The following is a 17,840-nucleotide window of genomic DNA, read 5'->3' as shown; positions in this document are numbered from 1 at the left end:
GAATCCTCCTCACTCCCAACGAACGAAGGCCTGCGCGGCGGGGTTCGCCGCCTGGGTTCCAAACGCGAGCCCCAACCGCTGGAACAAGGGCGCGCAGTCCGGATCCCACTGGTCCGCCATGCACCCGATCGAGGTGTCCGGTGTGTTGGTGTCCAGGTTGGAGCCCTCGAACAAGCGCATCAGGTCGAACACGACCTTGCCCTGGCCCGGCACGAAGCCCACCAATTCCACGGGGACGGTGTTGGGGAAGGCGCATCCGGTGGGCGCGGTTTCCCGATTCACGTCGGGACAATCCGTGCTGCCCAGGTGCATGTTGTGCCCCGAGCGCAAGCCTGTCGTGCGGCCATCGATGCGCGTGAAGAAATAGCCCCGGCGCCAGCCCCAGAACAAGCCCGTGTCCTTGAACGGTTTCGGCGCGAAGGTGACGTCCTGGTGGTTGAGCGACAAGGGCAGGCCCAGTGTGAGGCGCAGGCCCCGGTAGTCCCCCTCCGGCACCGTGCCGACGAGGCGCGTGTTCGTCCCTTGCGTTCCCTCGGAGCACTGACCCGTCTTGTCGGCGAAGTCGAGCAGCGCCGCGCCGCTGTACTGCCACAGGTCATCGTCCGTGAGCGTGACCGGCACTTCCTTGCCGTCCGCCGCCACCAGCCGCACGTCGTGCACGTACACGCGGAAGTCCTTGGGCTCGTAGGTCGTCCCCGTGGTGCCCAGGCCCGTGTACACGCGGCCACAGGCGAAGGGCTCCGCGCCCACGCGGGCCTCGAAGGGGATGTCCACCGCCACGGGCTTCGCCTCGGGCGGATCACTCACCCCACACCCCCACGGACCGGCGAACAGCGAGGCGACGAACAGGAAACGCGACGCGGAGGACATCATGCGCGGAGACTCCAAGGGCCAAGGGTTGCATCGCCATAGCGCGCCCGCCCCGCGCCCCGGAACGTGACATATTGCCACACCCGCATGGCGCGTCGCCCCGGTGCCATGCTCCCTCGCTCGCTGTCTCGGAGATGACCCTTCCCATGGCCCCTCCTCTCCACGCGGACGCCGCGCTCGCCCGACGGCTGGAGCACGTGAACGCCCTCACCCTCGCGGACTACGCGCACGGCTGCGCGCGTCTGCTGCCCGACAGTGGCTCGGAGGTCCTGGACCTCGCGGGCGGCAAGGCCTGCTTCACGCGTCCGGATCTGCCCCTCAACCGCGCCGCCGGACTCGCCATGGCGGGGCCCGTCACGCCCGCCGAGCTCGATCGCCTGGAGGCCTTCTACCGCTACCACGGCGTCCCCGCGGTCGTGGAGGCCTGCCCGCTCGCGCACCCCTCGCTGTACGAGGGGCTCGGCGCGCGGGGCTACCGCGTGCGCCACTTCCTCCAGGTGGCCTTCCATCCCCTCGGCGCGGCCCTGGACGCGCTGCCCCCACCGCCCGCGGGACTGGAGGTCTCCCTCGTCGGCGAGGCGGAGCGCGAGACGTGGGTGCGCACGCTGGCGCGAGGGTTCGGCGAGCGGGAGGAGGACGCGGCGCTGAGCTTCGTCGACCTCACCATCGGCCACATCGCCTCGACCACGCCGCGCGTGCGGCTCTACCTGGCGCGCCACGGAGGCGAGGTGGTGGCGGGCGCGGGACTGCGCCTGCACGAGGGCATCGCCACGCTCTTCGGCGCCGCCACGCGCGTGGGCTACCGGCGGCTCGGCGCGCAGACGGCGCTCATCCACGCCCGGCTCCGGGACGCCCAGGCGCTGGGCTGCGAGCTGGCCCTGGTGGCCACCGCCCCCGAGGGCGGCTCCCTGGCCAACGAGGCCCGCGCGGGCTTCCGCGTGGCCTACACGCGCGTGCTGATGGAGGGCGCGCTCACAGGGAAATCTTGAGGCCCAGCAGGCCCGTGCGGGGCGCGTTGGGCCGGGCGCCGAAGGGACGGCGGCCCACGATGCCCAGCTCGTTCGTCACGTTGCGCACGCTCAGGTAGAGCTGGGCCCAGCGCGTGAGCTGGTAGTTGGCGTTCACGTCGAAGGTGAGCAGGGCGTCGGTCTTGAGCCCGTCGGGGATCTCCCCCTGCCCCGCCCGCTCGCGCATGACGTCCACGAAGCTGGCGCTCGCGTAGGCGCCCCAGCGCGCCCCTTCCACGCCCACGGTCGCGGAGAGCAGGTGCCGGGGCACGTAGGGCAGCTCGTCCCCCGCCTGCACCAGACCGAACTGCGGATCCACCGACCGGAAGGACTCGAGCAGCCGGGTGCGCGTGTACGTGTAGGCCAGCGAGAGCGGGAACGTCACGCCCCACGCGGTGCGCACGGTCTTGTCCGCGTACGCCTCGAGCCCGTAGATGTGCGCCTGGCCCGCGTCGAACTGGCGGTCGAGGTTGTCGTTGAGACAGCCGTTGGAGAAGGTGCAGACGTCCGTGAGGTTCGAGTAGTCGTTGAAGAAGCCCACCACCTCGAAGCGCTCGCCCCGGCGCGTCCACCGGGCGCCCGCCTCGTAGTTGATGCTCTGCTCGGGACGGACCGCCTCGGGCTGTCCGGGCGCCGGCGGGGAGAAGCCCCGGTAGGCTCCACCGAACAGGCCCAGCTCGGACGTGAGCGCCCCGTAGACGCCCACGCCGGGCATCAGCACCTGGAGCCCTCCGTTGTCCACCGTGTCGGCCAGCCGGTCCTGGGACTTGGAGCGGATGAGCTCCATGCGCACGCCCGGCGTCACCACGAGGCGGCGCCAGGTGAGGGCATCCACCAGGTGCAGCGCCAGGGCGTGCGTCGAGTCCTTGTTGTCGGCGGTGACGTCCGTCTTCTCGCCGTCCGGCACGAGCTCGCCGCCGATGATCCGGAAGCCGTCCTCGGTGTGCAGCCGGTCGATGCTGTCGTAGTGGTAGCGCACGCCCGCTTCCACGTTGTGGCGCACCGGGCCCGTGGTGGTGGTCCACCGCGCCACGCTCTGCACGCCCTGCGACACGAAGACACGGTGGTTGGGCCCGATCATCAGCGTCTCCTGCCGCGTGGAGGCGTCGATCTGGCCCGTCAACACGCCGTAGTAGATGCTGTTGCGCGCGCTCGTCGGATCCCCGAGCACGTCCGTGATGGACGCGCCCCGGAAGCGGTTCACCTTGCGCCACTCCCGGTCGATGTCCTGGCGGTAGACGCTCGTCGTGAGCGTGAAGTCGTCGCTCTCCAGCACGTGGCTGAGCACGCCCTGGGTCCGGTAGAACACCATGCGATCCATGCGGCTCGCGCCGTAGCGCCGCAGCGGATTGTCCCGGAAGTCCGCGTCGGTCAGCCCCAGGTACGTCTCGTCCGAGACCTCGTCCGAGTAGCTGAGCTTGAGCTGGAGGCTCTGGCGCACGGGGCCCTCGGGCACGAGCCGGTAGCGGCTCTTCACCACCCACTCGTTCTTGCGAAAGCCCGTGTTGCCGTTGCCCTGGAAGCCCCGGTCCGGGCCCCCGTCGAGCACCTTGAAGCCGTCACTGCGCAGGTGCACGCCCTCCACGAGGAAGCCCATGCGCTCGGTGCTCGCGCCGTAGAAGCCGTGGGCCTTGCCGTACGCGTACTGGCCACCCGCCAGATCCAACCCGAAGCTCTCGGTGGAGGGGATGTCGCGGGAGAGGAAGTCCACCGAGCCGCCCACCGTCTGGGGACCCTGCTGGATGGCCGAGGGGCCCTTGAGCACCCGCACCGACTGCATGCGCGTCATCACGGGGAAGAAGTAGGCGGCGGGCGCCGAGTAGGGCGCCGGGCCGAAGAGGACCCCATCCTCCAGGAGGGTGACCTTCTTGCTGCGGTCCGGGTTGGCGCCGCGCAGACCGATGTTCGGCCGGAGCCCGAAGCCGTCCTCGCCTCGCGCGTAGACACCCGGCACCGTCTGGAGGATGGCCTGCGGGTTGTCGAGCTCGAAGCGCTCGAGCTTCTCCGGCTTGATGATGTGCACCGAGCCGCTGGTGCGCGCCTCCGAGGTGCCCACCACCACGCTCTCGAACCTGGGCGGGGGCGCGAGGTTGGGGATCGCCGCGTCCGGGGGGCGCGCGGGCGCATCGGGTGCTTCGGACGCCTCGGGCTCGGCCGGCACCGACGGCGGCGCGGGCTCCGGGCTGGCGGGGGAGGCGACTTCCGCATCCGGAGGCTGCCCCGCGACAGGCGTGCCACCGAGAATGAACACCGCGACGAGCCCCGCCGGAACCCACATCGAGCCTACTCCTGGTGAAGAACTTCGAGGGCGAAAGTGCCAGGAGCCGATGCGGGAGCGCCTCCTCGGGAGGCACCACGCACCGGCTCCAGATCGCTTCGCGAACCGCGGGGAGGACTACTTCGCCTCGGCGACACCCGCCAGGACGATCTTGCCATCGGCCTGCACGAGCACCGCGCGCACGGCCTCCTCGGTGCCGCCCGCGATGACGTTCACGGTCACCAGGCCGCCGGTGCCGAACGTCGTGTCGCGCGAGCCGTCCGTGTTGAAGCGCGCCACCGCGAAGCGCTGGTCCCCGCCCTCGTTGATGAAGCCCGCCCCGTAGACCTTGTTGGCGGCATCGAAGGTGACGGACCAGAAGCGGTCATTGCCCGTGTTGGACAGGGGCACGGGCTGCGCGAACTCAGCGCCATCCGCGGGGTTCACCGGCGCGATGAACAGCAGGGCGTCATCCACGGCGGCGCTCGCGCCATTGCCCGTGTAGCCCGCGGCGGCCACCCACTTGCCGTCCTTGGACACGGCGGACTTGAAGAACGCCTCGTCCGTGCGGCTGAAGTCGAAGGACTTGAAGGCGTCCGAGCCCGAGCTGAAGCGGGTGTCGCGCTGGCCGTCCTTGGTCAGCAGGAACACCAGGGCGTCCACGTTGTTGGTGGTCTTGACGGTGCTGCCCACCATGAACACCCGGTCATCCGGCAGCACGGTCAGGTCACGGCCGCGATCGTCCCCGCCCGCCACGTCCAGGACGAAGGCGCCGTCGGTGCCCCACGTCCGGTCGAGCCGACCGTTCGCGCCGTAGCGGAAGGTGACCACGTCCAGCGTGCCCGTGGCGGCCGAGCGGCCGTAGCCCGTGGTGACGTACTTGCCGGACTGGTGGCCCGCGGCGTACGCCTCGGCGAAGCCCCACTCCTGGTTGAGGGGATCCGCGGGCAGCAGGGGCGCGGAGTTCACCACACCCTTGGAGCCGAAGGTGTTGTCGAGCTTGCCGTCCGCGTCCACGCGCGTGAGCACGATGCGGTTGGCCATCTGCACGCCCACGCCCGTCGGCTGGCTGGTGTAGCCCGACGCGACGATCTTCCCGTCCGGATCCACCCCGCCGTGGCGGGCCTGGTCGGCCAGGTTGCCGATGTTGAGGACGTTGTAGCCGTCGGTGCCGAACGACTTGTCGAGCGCACCGGCCGGGGTGAGCCGCGCGATGACGCGGTCCGCGTCGATGCGGTCCCCGCTGCCCTTCTTCGAGCCGAACAGGATGACGCGGCCGGAGGCGTCGAGCGCCGCGCTCCAGAGCGCGTCCTTGGCGCTGCTGGCGCCCGGGCCCATGTCCAGGCGGGCGATGCCGCCGGTGCCGAAGCTGGTGTCGAGGCTGCCATCCGCGTTGAGGCGCACGATCGCCAGGTCCGTGTCATTGGCCAGCGCCGGCGGCGTCGTGGGCGTGCCCGAGTCGGGCGTGCCCGGCGTACCGGAGTCGGGGGTCGGCTCCGCCGCCGGCGGGTTCTGCGGGGGGTTGTTGTCCTCGCCGCCTGCCTCGTCCCCGCCACAGCCCAGGCCATACGTCAGCGCCGTGCCCAGCATCAGCACGCTCGACAACGCCAACCGCATACCCTTCGCCTGAGTGTTCCGCATTTAAGCCAGCCTTTCCGGAATTCCGGAGCTTGAAACAATTCGTAATGCGACAAAAAAGCGAGCGCTTGATAGCCTGGGCAGTTTTTGCCCGTCAAGGATTCTGATTTTGATAATGGTTGTCAGTTGCAACTCGTACTGATAAATCGCGGGGCATGACCCAGCCCCGAATCTCCGCCCCGTCCGCGCCTCCGCGCAGGACGGTGGCGCTCGTCGTCACGCTGCTCACCGCCCTGCCCGCCTGCCGCGAGTCGACGAGCAAACCCCGGCCGCCCGCGGGGACGGACACGGTGCGGGCGGAGCTGCTGAGCGCCGCGGGCACGTGCGTGCTGACGACCGCGCGGGAGTTCCAGACGCGGGCGGTGGCGCTGGAGCAGGCGGCCCAGGCGTACGCGGCGGGGCCGGACGCGACCACGCGCGACGCGGTGCGCACGGCCTATGGGCGGGCCATGGACACGTGGCAACAGCTCGAGGTCATGCAGGTGGGCCCGGCGGCCCCGCGCAGCCAGCCCGGTGGCGGCGACGTGCGGGACAACATCTACTCGTGGCCGCTCATCAACCGCTGCAGCATCGAGGAGCAGGTCGTCTCCAAGGGCTATGAGGCCTCGGGCTTCAACACCACGCTGGTGACGCGGCGCGGGCTGTTCGTGCTCGAGTACCTCTTCTACTACGAGGGCGCGGACACCGCGTGCGGCGCGTCCTCGCCCATCGTGTCCTCGGGCTCGTGGGCGGCGCTGTCCGAGACGGAGCGGGAGGCGCGCAAGCGGGCCTATGCCGGGGTGCTGGCCACCGACGTGCGCGCGCGCGCGGACGAGCTCGTGCGGGCCTGGGACGCGGGCGGGGGCGACTTCCAGCGCACGCTGGCGACGGCCGGCTCGGGCAACGCCGTGTACCCCTCGACGCAGCTGGGCATGAACGCGCTGAGCGACGCGCTGTTCTACCTCGAGGGCATCGTGAAGGATCAGAAGCTCGCGCGGCCGCTGGGCCTGCGCGACTGCGAGAGCAACATCTGCCCGGAGGCCCTGGAGTCCCCGTTCGCGCGGCGCACCAAGGCAAACCTGCGCGCCAACCTGGAGGGCTTCCGCCGCGTCTTCGAGGGGTGCGGGACGAACTACGAGGGCGTGGGGTTCGACGACGTGCTGACGGCCGCCGGCTCCGAGGCGCTGGCGACGAAGATGCGCGAGCGGCTGGTCTCGGCCCAGGCGGCGCTCGACGCCATCCAGGCCCCGACGCTGCACGAGGCGCTCGAGAAGGACAAGGCGTCGGTGCGCACCCTGTACGACCGGGTCAAGGGCGTCACCGACGTGCTCAAGACGGAGCTCGTGTCGGTGCTGGACCTGGAGCTGCCGAGCACGCTCGAGGGAGACAATGACTGAGGCGGCCTCGCGCCTCTGGGCCTGGCTGCTCGCGCCGAAGGACATCGCGGCGCTGGTGGCCTTCCGGGTGGCGCTCGGCCTGTTGGTGACGGTGTCGGCGGTGCGCTTCCTGGCCTATGGCTGGGTGGAGGAGCTCTTCAACCGCTCGCGCATCCGCTTCACCTACTGGGGCCTGGACGGACTGACCGCGCCCTCGCCCGAGGGCATGCGGTGGGTGTTCGTGGGGCTCGCGGTGCTGGGGTTGTGCGTGGCGGCGGGCGCCTTCTACCGCCTGTCGCTCGCGCTGCTGTTCGTCACGTTCACCTACGTGCAGCTCCTGGACGTGACGAACTACCTCAACCACTACTACCTGGTGAGCCTGCTGCTAGGGCTCATGTGCGCGGTGCCCGCCCACCGCGCCTTCTCGGTGGATGCCTGGCGGCGCCCCGCCCTACGCCAGTCGTGGTTGCCCGCGGGGTGCACGTACCTGCTGCGCTTCCAGGTGGCCGTGGTCTACGTGTTCGCCGGGCTGGCCAAGCTCTCCGGCGACTGGCTGCTGTACGCCCAGCCGCTGCACATCTGGCTGTCGGCGCGCACGGGCCTGCCGCTCGTGGGCCCCCTGCTGGATGAGCGCTGGGTGGCCTACGTCGCGGCCTGGAGCGGCTTTCTCTTCGACACGACGATCGTCGCCTTCCTGCTCGCGCGGCGCACGCGCCCGTTCGCGTACGTGGCGGTGGTGGGCTTCCACGCGGCCACCGCGGCGCTGTTCCCCATCGGCATGTTCCCCGTCATCATGGTCACCGCGGCGCTCGTCTTCTTCGACCCGTCCTGGCCCCGGCGCCCGTGGCGCTCGCGCGGCGCGGCCCCCGAGCTTCCCGCCCCGCCGTCCCCACCGCGTCCCGGACGTGGCGCCTGGGTGGGACTGGGGGTGGCGGTGGCCTATGGACTGGTGCAGCTCGTCCTCCCGCTGCGCACCCACTTCTACGGCGGCAACGTGCTGTGGCACGAGCAGGGCATGCGCTTTTCCTGGCGGGTGATGGCCCGGGAGAAGAACGGCAGCGTGCTGTTCCTCGTGAGTGATCCGCGCACGGGCCGCGAGTGGCACGTGCCGCCCAGCGCGTACCTCACCCGGCTCCAGGAGCGGGAGATGTCCGTGCAGCCCGACCTCATCCTCCAGCTCGCCCACCGCATCGCCCGGGACTACGCGGCCCGGGCGGGCGGGCCGGTGGAGGTCCGGGCCGATGCGCGCGTGTCCCTCAATGGCCGGCCGGCGGAGATCTTCCTCGACCCCCAGGTGGATCTGGCGCGCGTGGAGGAGGGCCTGGCGCCCAAGCCGTGGATCCAACCCGCCCCCGAGGGACCGCCCGTGCGTCTGCGCGCGGCCCGAACCCGGGGAGCGGGGCCCGGCTCCAGCTAGCGCGTCCGGCCCGAGCGGGCTCAGCCGTGCACCACCTCGGCGATGCGGCCCGAGGCCTCGTGCAGGGAGCTGGCGGCGCGGTCCGTGGAGTCCAGCCGCTCGAGCGCCTCGTCCATCGTCGCCGTCAGTTCGGTGACGGCCTGGAAGATCTGCGTGACGCCGAGGTTCTGCTGGCTCACGGCGGCGGTGATCTGCCGCACCGACGAGGCGTTGTCCTTGAGGATGCCGGACAGCTCGCGCAAGGTCTCCCCCGAGGCACGGGTGCGCCCGAGGCTCTCCTCCACCTCCCGCGCGCCCGTCTCCGAGAGGGCCACCGTCTCCCGGATGGCGCTCGAGAGTTCCTCGAGCACGTCGCTCACGCGCCCGGTGGCCGTGAGCGACTGGTTGGCCAGGTTGCGGATCTCCCGCGCCACCACCGCGAAGCCCTTGCCGTGCTCGCCCGAGCGCACCGCCTCCACCGCGGCGTTGAGCGCCAGCATGTTGCTCTGGTCCGCCAGGCTCTTGACCGTGTGGGTGATGGAGCCGATGCGCTGGGTGCGCTCGTTGAGCCGCACGATGTGCTCGGAGAGGGCCCGCACCCGCTCGCCGATGTCGGCCAGTCCCCCCAGGGACGCCTCCACGGCCTGCTCGCCCGCGCGCGCCATCGTGTCCGCGCGCTCGGTCACCTTCAGCACCGCCTCGGCCTTCTGCGCGGCCATGGCGCTGGTGACCTGGATCTCCTTCGCCGTCACCTGGGCCTCCTGGAGCGCCGCGGCCTGGCGCGTGTGGGCCTGGCGCTGCGCGGAGGTGGAGGCCGTCAGCTCCTGGGACGCATCCGACAAGAGGCCGACCGACTCGCGCAAAGGCCGCATGAGCAGCGTGTTGGTCGCCTCCAGCGACGCCTGTTGCAGACACGTGGCCTGGGCGTCGCGCACGCCGCGCAGACACGCCTGGATGAGGAAGGCGTCCTCGAAGAGCACCCAGGCGGTGTGCTCGAGCCAGCGCCACGGGCCCACGCCCAGCGTGCCGTAGATGGACAGCGGGAAGGCGTAGCCGCGCACCAGGTGGTCCATGGCCACCACCAGCGAGTAGGTGACGAGCACCCGGTAGTCCCGGTAGATGGCGAGGAACGCGAGCGAGCCGAAGATGTGGAAGTGCGTCTCCATCCGCCCGCCCATCAGGTGGATGAGCAGCGCCGAGGCGAACGCCTGGCCCACCGCGATGACCTGCCGGGTGAGGGGTTTGCCCGGGTGGACGAGGGCGAAGAAGGCGGGCACGCCATTGATGGCCCCGCCGAGCAGCAGCGCCAGGTAGACATGCAGGTGCGTCTGGCTCTCGGCCCCCGTCCACGTCCGGGGAGACAGCAGCAGCGCGGCGAGCAGCCCGGCCACGAACTGCAGGCCCATGAGCACCGCGAACATCCGGTCGGTGCTCGTGTGGAGCTGGAGCTCCTGGGCCTCATACAGCTCCTGGGCGCGGTGCTTCGTCCATTCCGACATCGATGCGTTGGACTCCATGCTCATGGGCTCCCCCGTTCCCGGGCGCGCGCCCCGGGCGCACGCAATCCACAGCCGTACACGTCCGCGCGGGCTTCCCCCGGCACCTCACGCCGCGCGAGCGCCAGGAGGGCTTCCGCGCCCGCGCCCTCCTCCGGCTGACCGCGCGCCGGGGTGAGACCCCCGGAGAACACCAGGCGCCCGTCCGCGCCGTACACCACCGTGTGGCCCGAGGTGAGCGCGCCAAAGCGCCGCGCCTCCTGGCCCTCGACATCCGCGTGGACCTGGACGCCGGGAATCTCCCGGGCCCGCCGCCACAGCTCGCCCTCGTGCCAATCCGCGTTCCCCCGTCCGGGCACCCACAAGAGGACATGCGCGGACACCCGCCCGCGCGCCCGCTCCATCACCGACGCGAGCACCTGGAGGCTCGCGCGGCTGCAGGGACAGCGCGGATGGGCGAGCATCACCAGGGTGAGGCCGGTGGGCCCGCGCGTCAGGACCTCGGTCCGGGGCCACTCGCCCGGCGAGTCCTCCCGCGCCCCGGGCGTGTGGTCATAGCGCCACTGGAGCGCGAGGCCCCCCGCCACGGCGCCACACCAGAGCACGAGCACTCCGACCACCCGTGAACGCGACAGCATGGAACCACCCCCTGGCGCGAGATCTCACCAGAACGGCGCACGCGCATCAATGGAGGGGCCCGGACCCGCGCGGCTCGGGCGGCGGCGGGGGGATGGTGACATCGAACGGCACGGAGAGCGGGAGGACCTCCGCCGCGTGGAGCCACCGCACACGCGCGGGAGGTGTGTCGAAGTGGTACTCGCGCCGGGTGACCTTGCCCTCCGTGCGAGCGGGCTTCACCTCGCCCGAGAGCACCTGTCCGGCGGCGCCGAGGAACAGGGGATTGTCGCGCACCCAGGCGGGGGCCTCGCCCACGGGCACGAGGCTCCGCTCGGCCCAGGGCGAGTCCTGCTCCAGCGTGACCGTCTTGCCCGCGAACGTGGCCCGGACCCCGTCGGCCCGCGGCGCCTTGGGTGACAGCTCCACGACCCGAACCCGGGGCCAGCGCACGCGGACCTCGCCTCGGACCCGCGCGAGCCGCTTGAACACGGGCTCCGGGGAGCGTGTCGGCAGCGCGGAGGAGAAGGACACCGGCACCGAGAACGAGGCGTGCTGGAAGCCCTCCTCCTGGAGCCGCACCTCGGGAAGGGCCTCGCCCGCGGCGGTCAGGTACTTCAGGCCCTCGAGCCGCACCTCGGCGAAGGCGCCCTCGTCGCAGGCGGGCAGGCGCACGAAGAGCACGGGCGTGCCGAAGCGCTCCCCCCGCGCTCGCGACGCGTCCACCCGTACGGCCAGCGAGAGCGCCGCCGCGTCCAGCGCGCACCACCGGGGCTCGGGGGCGGGCTCCTCCAGGGTCGCGGCGGGCGTGTCCTCGTCGGCCGACACGAGCTTGAGCTTCACCACGCGCTTCACGGGTGCACCCGGGACGAAGACGTCCAGCCGCGCGGGAGGCGCGCTGTAGTCCCAGGTCAACACCACCGCGTCGTCCTCGTCGGGAGCATCGAGCCGCTCGGGGACGTCCTCCCACTTCTGGCGCGAGAGCTGGCGCGCCAGGTCGCGCTCACCCACGGCGAGCCGGGAAGTCTTGATGGGCGCGAGCACGAGCCCGTTGTCCGCGAACGCGAGGAAGGTGGCCTCCCGCCCGGCGACGGGGGTGTAGCGCACCTGCACCCGCGCGCCCCAGGCCTCCAGGGTGAAGCCCTGCGTCGTCTGGCCCACGTCCTTGGCCTCGAAGCGCACCGGCTCGGACACGGCGGGCAGCGCGAGCACCACCTCCGCGGTGCCGCTCCACTTGGAGAAGCCCTGGAGGTCCACGTCCGGCGAGAGCGCCCCCGAGGCGAGCAGGCGGCCCGCCTCGATGGGCGCGAGCGCGTTCGGGGTGAAGGCCACGGGCCGGCCCTTGTCGTCCTTGAGCGAGAGCGCGCGCAGCTCGGGCGTCACGCCCTCCAGGTTGGGCAGGGGCGCGAAGGCGGCCTCGAGCTGGAGCTGCTCGTAGGCGTTGCGCAGGAGGAGCGTGCGCGTGCGCGCGAGCGCCTTCTGGAGCCGGGCCTCGCTCGCGGGCACCAGGTTCGGGTCCCGCAGGTATTGAGGAGGCTGGAACCAGCGGGCCACGAGGGACTGCGCGTCCGGCGGATCCGCCTCACCGGTGGGCGAGGTGAGGCGGCTCAAGTGGCGCTGGAACGCGCCGAAGTCCTCTCGGGAGACGGACTCGCCCAACAGTTGCTTGCGCGAATCCCCCTCCTCGGCCAGGGCGGGCCATGCGACCGCCGTGCACAGGAGCAACGTCGAGAACGAGCGGAGCATGGAGACCTTTCCAAAGCGAGACATCATCCTGGGCCCTCATCCCTCCCAGGTGTCGAGCATCGCGCGCACCCGCTCGTAGCGGGAGAGCAGCTCGGCGCGCTTGGCGGTGAAGAGCACCATGAAGGCCACCACGCCCAGGCCGAGCACCGTCAGGAAGGCCGCGCCCACGTGCCGATCCCGCGTGCCGAAGCGCACCAGGTTGGCCACCACGCACGTCACCATGAAGGCCGTGCCCAGGTAGACGTAGGAGCGGATGCGCAGCGCCACGCCCACCACCACGCCCACCACGCACACCGCCACGCACGAGAGCGTCGTCTGGACGTCCGGGAACATCACCGCCCGCCACGAGCACGACACGTAGACGCAGGTGATGACCGCCCCGCGCAGCCACACCTGGGTCTCCGGCGCCATGGAGTCGCGGAACACCCGCAGCAGCACGAGCATCGACAGCGCCGCGGGGATGATGACGAAGCGGGGATCGTCCGCCCCCGCCCCCAGCCAGAGCATGAGGAGCGCCGCGTTGAAGGCCGCCGCCGACAGGAGCGAGCCCACACCCCGCTGCGACGGCTGCACCGCCAGCGTGGCGAAGTGCGCCGAGTGTCCCACGAGCAGCGCCGCCGCGACCATCGGCTGGTGCCACGGCGCGGTGAGCAGGCCCGCCATGGGGAAGAGGAACGCGCCCCACAACGCCGGCCGACGGAAGGCGGGCAGCCCCGCCCCCTCGCGCCGCGCGAGGACATACAGCCCGGAGAAGAGCACGCCGCCCACCAGCGCCACCACGCTGTCCTCCGTGCCCAGCCCCGAGCCCCACGCGTGCAACCGCGCCGCGAGGTAGCCAGACGCGAGCGTCGCCTGCGCCAGGAAGGCCGAGGTCTCGTCCTCCTCTCGGATGCCACGGCGCACCAGCGCGAGGCAGAGCACCGCCAGCGCGCCACACGCGATGACCGCCCCGCGCACCGAGTACGGCGAGCCGGACACCAGCACCAGTCCGAGCACCACCTCGCCCATGGCGACCACCGCGAAGGCATGGCCCATCACCCGGCGCATGCGCTCACCCGCGAAGCGCAGGGCCGCCGAGGCCAGGAGCGCGCTGCCCGCGCCGAACAGCGGCAGGATGAGCGCCGCGCCCCTGCCCGTGGAGTTCACCGCCCCCACGTGCAGCAAGAGCGCGTGCTCGGCCACGAGCGAGGCGATCCACCCCACCCACTCGCGCTCGCGGCGCCGGTACACCACCGCCCACGCCGAGCCGAGCGCGAAGAGCATGCACAGCGGCATGGCCGGGTGCGTGAGGCTCCTCAGGCCCCCCACCGACACGAGCGACATCACCCAGCCCGAGTGGTGCAGCGCCGCCCCCACCTCCAGGTCCTGGTTCTCCAGCCACGTGCCCGCCATGCACAGGAGCAGTCCCGTGCCCGCGAGCACCGCCGGTGCCCACTCGGGCGGCACCGCCGCGACCAGCACCCCACCCAGCAGCGCCGTGGCCACGTTCGTCATCCACCGCTCACGCGCCACCATCAACACGAGCGCGGTGAGCACGCCGAGCGCCGCCACGTGCAGCGGCAGGCCGCCGAAGTCCCCGATGCCGAGCGAGCGCATCACGGGCACGCCCAGGGTGAGCACGCCCGCGACCCACAAGGGCTCGCTCCACGTGGTGTCGAGGCCCGGAGACAGCCGCGCCGCCGCCTGCTTCAGCGCGCGCTGCACCCCACCCCGCTGGCACAGCGCCGACACGAGCGCCGCGCCGAACGCCACGCCCACGAAGGCCAGGGCCGCGCCCGGACGCCACTCGAGGAAGCCGTGCGTGGCCGTGCGGCCCAACGACGCGCTCGCGAGCATGAGCAGCGACACCGTCAGCATCCACGCCTGGGACAGCAGGAAGGCGCCCAGGAGCAGCACCCCCGCCAGCACCACCAGTTCCTGGGGCGAGGGGCCCGTCAGCAGGGGCACCGCGGCGAGCACGAGCGCGCCCACCACGGACACGGGCCGCAGCCACGCATCCTCGGCGGCCCGGAAGAAGCGCGCCACCCGGAGCGGCACGTGGTGCGTGAGCAGACCCAACGCGAGCAGCAGCCCCAGGGCCGGTACCCGCAGGGGCGGGAAGAAGCTCACGAGGGCCGTGCCCAAGCCCACGCGCACCGAGGGGTGGGCTCCCGGCAACAACACGAGCGCGGCGATGACGGGGAAAGCCTCGCGCACCGCCTCGGCGCCTCGCGTCACCAGCAAGGCCCCCATCAGGGTCAGCGCCCCCTGCATCCCGACGGACAGCCGCTCCAGGTCCGTGTCCTCCCCCCGGCCGAGCAACAGGCGGCGCACGGGGAGCCACTGCCGCGCGGCCCGCACCAGGGCGAGCCAGAGCCACGGCAGCGCCTGCCAGGTGAAGTCGAGCCGCGGGGACGCCGCGTGCAGCACGACCAGGGCCAGCAGGGGCGAGAAGGTGGCCAGCAGCGGCTCGCGGTTGGCCCGCGTCCACATCCAGGGCAGCACGAGCGTGGCCAGGAGCGCCCAGGGCGCCGTGGTGGTTCCTCCGCCCACGACGCAGACCCCGCCCAGCACGACCATGGCGCACACGGTGGCGACATGGGCGAAGCGGCGCCCGCCCGCGAAGATCCGCGAGAACGCGGGGACCGAATCCAACAGCGCGAGCACGCTGAGCACCGTGGCGAGCAGCAGCCCCCACGGCTCGCCGAGCCAGTGCTTCGCCAGCAGCCCCAGCCACAGGGTCGCGGACACCACGGCGACGGACGGATTCAGCGCGCGCGCGGTGAACAGGGCCGCGAGCATCCCGCCGAACACGAGCCCGGTGGACAACGGCCGACCCGCGAGCAGCAGGAGGCACGGGGTCAGCACGAGCACCGTGACGCCCGCGGTGGACGCACTGGGGCTCCGGCCCCGGCGCGCGGCGACGACCGACGCGCCCAGGGAGCCCAGGACGAACAGGGCCATGGAGAGCCCCGGCGTCATCCAGGGCCACAGCGTCGCGCCGCCCAGCCGAGGCATCAGCGCGACGCCCCCGAGCACCACCGCCAGCGGACGCACCTTCGGCAACAGGCGCGAGGCCTGTGCCACGGCGGCGGAGGCCAGCGCCACGGTCACGCCGAACCAGGGCCCGCGCTCGCCCAAGCCCCACACCACGCCCAGCAGCGCGTAGGCCACGCCGGACACCGCCAGCAGCCGCAGGCGCTCCGCGCGCCCGCTCAGCACCGCGAGGCCACAGGCGGCCAGGGCCATCGCCGGAGGCACCCAGTTCGGGCCCAGGAAGCTCGCGATCTTGGGCACCACGGCCGCGGCGACACAGGCCGCCAGCGCGAGCAGCTGGGGGTTGGCCCTCTGCCACGCCACGAGCAGCACGGCCGCGCCCGACAAGGCCATGCCCGCCACGGCGGGCACCCGGGCGCCCGCGCCCAGGGACAGGCTGAAGCCCACCAGGGCCAGCCAGCCGGCCGCCGCGTGGAAGCCCTGGCGGGCCCCCGGCGAGGACACCGGGTAGAGCGCCGCGAACCCCAGCGCGAGCGCCCCGCAGGCCACCGACGCACCGGCGTTGCCCAACACGCCTGACAGCGAGAACGGCAGCAGCAAGGAGCAGCCCGCGCCCACGAGCGACAGGTAGGGCCGCTCGAAGCGCCAGCCCACACCCACGCCCAGGGCCAGCACCGCGAGCGAGCACACCAGGGCCACGGGCGCACTCGAGCCCGCGTGGCTGGTGAGGGCGATCAGCCCGCCGGCCGCGGCCGTGGCGCGCAGGAGGATGTCCGCGCGCGCCTCGTCGTCCGCATCGGCGTCGGCGGGCTTCGCGCGCGACAAGAGCCACGCCGCTCCGGCGGCGCCCGCCAGCAGGAAGGGCAGTGCCGAGAACGCGCGCAGTTGCATCTCGGAGGCGTCGTTGAACCAGGAGTCCCGGAAGGTCGCGAGCGCGGCGCGAAGTCCCTCGGGCAGGAGCTGATCCCCGGACGTGTAGGCGAACCAGGCCCCCGCGTAGACGGCGTACAGCCACGGCAGGCGGCGCGCATCCCCCCGGGACAGGCCGAGCGCGGTCCAGACGAGCGTGAGCGCCGTGAGGAAGAAGGCCGGTGGCGCGCCCGTGCTCGCCATCACCCCACAACCCACCTGGAGGGCGACGACGCTCACGGACAGCGTGTCCGCGGGCGCGTCCGTCTCCTCCGTCCGGAAGCGCAAGCACGTGACGAGCAGGAAGGCGAGGAAGGGGGCGTAGCTGCCCAACGCGGGCGGCAGGCCCTCGACGCCGAGCGCCAGGTGCAGGCGCGCGCCGAAGAGCAGCGTCAGGTACGCGGTCGAGCCGAGCACGAAGGCGAGCGCCGGACCCGCTCGGGGCTTGTCGAGGGGCTGGCGCGCGAGGACGGCGAAGAAGGCGCACGGCAGCGCCTGGAGCCAGAACGCCGGGGCACCCATTCGCGCGAACAGCGGCGCCAGGCCCATCATCAGCGTGGTGCCCACCAGGGCGCCCTGGAGCAGCCGTCGCGAGGGCGTGTCGAAGGCCTCGGCCGGTCCGCGCACGAGCCGGGCGGAGGCCAGGGACCAGCCGACGAGCAGGGGCACGAGCAGCAGGGGCGAGAGGCCCGCCATGCCCAGGCCCCCCACGGGCCCCAGGGCGAGCCCCGCGAAGGGCGCCACGGCGGCGCCGATGAGGCCCAGGATGCGGCCCGCGCTGGCGAGCGTGTCGCGGCGGCACATCAGCGCGCCACACACGGAGAAGGCGGAGGAGTAGCCCGCGGTCATCCCGAAGACGACCAGGGACCGCGAGGAGGACGTGAGCCCGGCCCAGCTCTCGAAGGCCAGGTAGAGCGAGCCCGCCACGATGAGGAAGGCGCCGATGAACCAGCCGATGCTCTCGTAGAGGAAGGGCTTCCAGATGGTGTTCCAGGTGGACACCTCCTCCACCAGGCGCGCGGTGCGAACGCGGCGGACCGGCACGTCGAACAGGGGCTCGGTCGTCACCGGAGGCAGGGGCAGCGGCTCGGGCACCTCCTGACGTGCGTCGTCCTGGGCCGACTCGTCCTGAGCCGCCTCGGCCCGGAACGCGGCGTAGGAGAACGCCTCCTCTGGCGCCGCGGGGGACGGCGCCTCGGCGGGAGGCGGCTCGACCGGGGCAGCGGCCATGACGGGCGCGGGCGGCGTCGGCTCCACGGCGGGCACGGGCGGCGCCGGCTCCGGGGCCATGACACGCGCCGCGGCGGGCTGGCCCTCGAGCACCAGCCGCAGGATGCGGCACTGCCGCTCGTAGCGCTGGGTCAGGTAGCGGAGGGCTCCAGAGGGCACGGACGCGGTGTCCCAGTGCGGAAGCTCCTCGAGCAGGAAGTCGATATGGGCGAGCTCCAGCTCCAGGGTCTCGCGTGAACGCGACTCCATGGACTCGCCGCACGCCGCGCAGAGCTGGCCACCCAGCCGCTCCTGCCGACAGGACGCGCAATACATGACGGGACAACCCCTTCGCAGGCGCCCCCC

Annotated in this window: 10 protein-coding genes; 3 read left to right on the top strand and 7 right to left on the bottom strand. The window is 72.4% G+C overall.

Translation table 11 applies throughout. The annotated features are described in order from the left end of the window. Nucleotides 1–9: 9 nt before the first annotated feature. Entirely contained in the window at nt 10–873 is an 864-nt protein-coding gene (locus I3V78_RS08375; protein ID WP_204485793.1) for an MbnP family copper-binding protein, read from the bottom strand. 143 nt (nt 874–1,016) lie between these two features. Here I3V78_RS08375 and I3V78_RS08370 point away from each other — a divergent pair, with 143 nt between their 5' ends. Continuing rightward, entirely contained in the window at nt 1,017–1,859 is an 843-nt protein-coding gene (locus I3V78_RS08370) for a GNAT family N-acetyltransferase (RefSeq protein WP_204485792.1), read from the top strand. Here I3V78_RS08370 and I3V78_RS08365 read toward each other — a convergent pair. Together I3V78_RS08365 and I3V78_RS08360 are read right to left on the bottom strand one after the other, a co-directional pair. After that, the gene (locus tag I3V78_RS08365; RefSeq protein WP_204485791.1) at nt 1,843–4,155 is read right to left on the bottom strand and encodes a TonB-dependent receptor family protein; all 2,313 of its coding nucleotides are present in this window, start codon (nt 4,153–4,155) and stop codon (nt 1,843–1,845) included. The two genes, I3V78_RS08370 and I3V78_RS08365, sit on opposite strands and share 17 nt — an antisense overlap. Before the next feature lie 117 nt (nt 4,156–4,272). Next, entirely contained in the window at nt 4,273–5,751 is a 1,479-nt protein-coding gene (locus tag I3V78_RS08360) for an NHL repeat-containing protein (protein WP_239576349.1), read from the bottom strand. Between the two features lie 176 nt (nt 5,752–5,927). Between I3V78_RS08360 and I3V78_RS08355 the strand changes: the two genes are divergently transcribed. Together I3V78_RS08355 and I3V78_RS08350 are read left to right on the top strand one after the other, a co-directional pair. Further along, nucleotides 5,928–7,148: an imelysin family protein gene (locus I3V78_RS08355; protein ID WP_204485789.1), complete on the top strand. Its 1,221-nt coding sequence runs from the start codon at nt 5,928–5,930 to the stop codon at nt 7,146–7,148. Beyond that, nucleotides 7,141–8,544, top strand: coding sequence for an HTTM domain-containing protein (locus tag I3V78_RS08350; RefSeq protein ID WP_204485788.1), 1,404 nt, complete (start codon nt 7,141–7,143; stop codon nt 8,542–8,544). Before I3V78_RS08355 ends, I3V78_RS08350 begins: the two co-directional genes overlap by 8 nt. A 20-nt stretch (nt 8,545–8,564) precedes the next feature. Here the strand turns inward: I3V78_RS08350 and I3V78_RS08345 are convergent, their stop codons facing one another. Genes I3V78_RS08345 through I3V78_RS08330 form a run of 4 tightly spaced genes read right to left on the bottom strand, consistent with a single transcriptional unit; the run spans nt 8,565 to nt 17,810 of the window. Next, the gene (locus tag I3V78_RS08345; protein WP_239576348.1) at nt 8,565–10,022 is read right to left on the bottom strand and encodes a methyl-accepting chemotaxis protein; all 1,458 of its coding nucleotides are present in this window, start codon (nt 10,020–10,022) and stop codon (nt 8,565–8,567) included. Nucleotides 10,023–10,042: 20 nt separating this feature from the next. Then, nucleotides 10,043–10,657, bottom strand: a complete 615-nt coding sequence (locus I3V78_RS08340; RefSeq protein ID WP_204485786.1) for a RedB protein — start codon at nt 10,655–10,657, stop codon at nt 10,043–10,045. A 46-nt stretch (nt 10,658–10,703) separates the two neighbouring features. Continuing rightward, nucleotides 10,704–12,380, bottom strand: coding sequence for a hypothetical protein (locus I3V78_RS08335; protein WP_204485785.1), 1,677 nt, complete (start codon nt 12,378–12,380; stop codon nt 10,704–10,706). A 36-nt stretch (nt 12,381–12,416) separates the two neighbouring features. Beyond that, nucleotides 12,417–17,810: a hypothetical protein gene (locus I3V78_RS08330; RefSeq protein ID WP_204485784.1), complete on the bottom strand. Its 5,394-nt coding sequence runs from the start codon at nt 17,808–17,810 to the stop codon at nt 12,417–12,419. Between the last annotated feature and the right edge of the window lie 30 nt (nt 17,811–17,840).

It is taken from the genome of Archangium primigenium (assembly GCF_016904885.1).
GTDB classification, from domain to species: domain Bacteria; phylum Myxococcota; class Myxococcia; order Myxococcales; family Myxococcaceae; genus Cystobacter; species Cystobacter primigenius.
The sequence above is the reverse complement of the archived record's forward strand: the minus strand, read 5'-3'. Positions and strand labels throughout refer to the sequence as shown.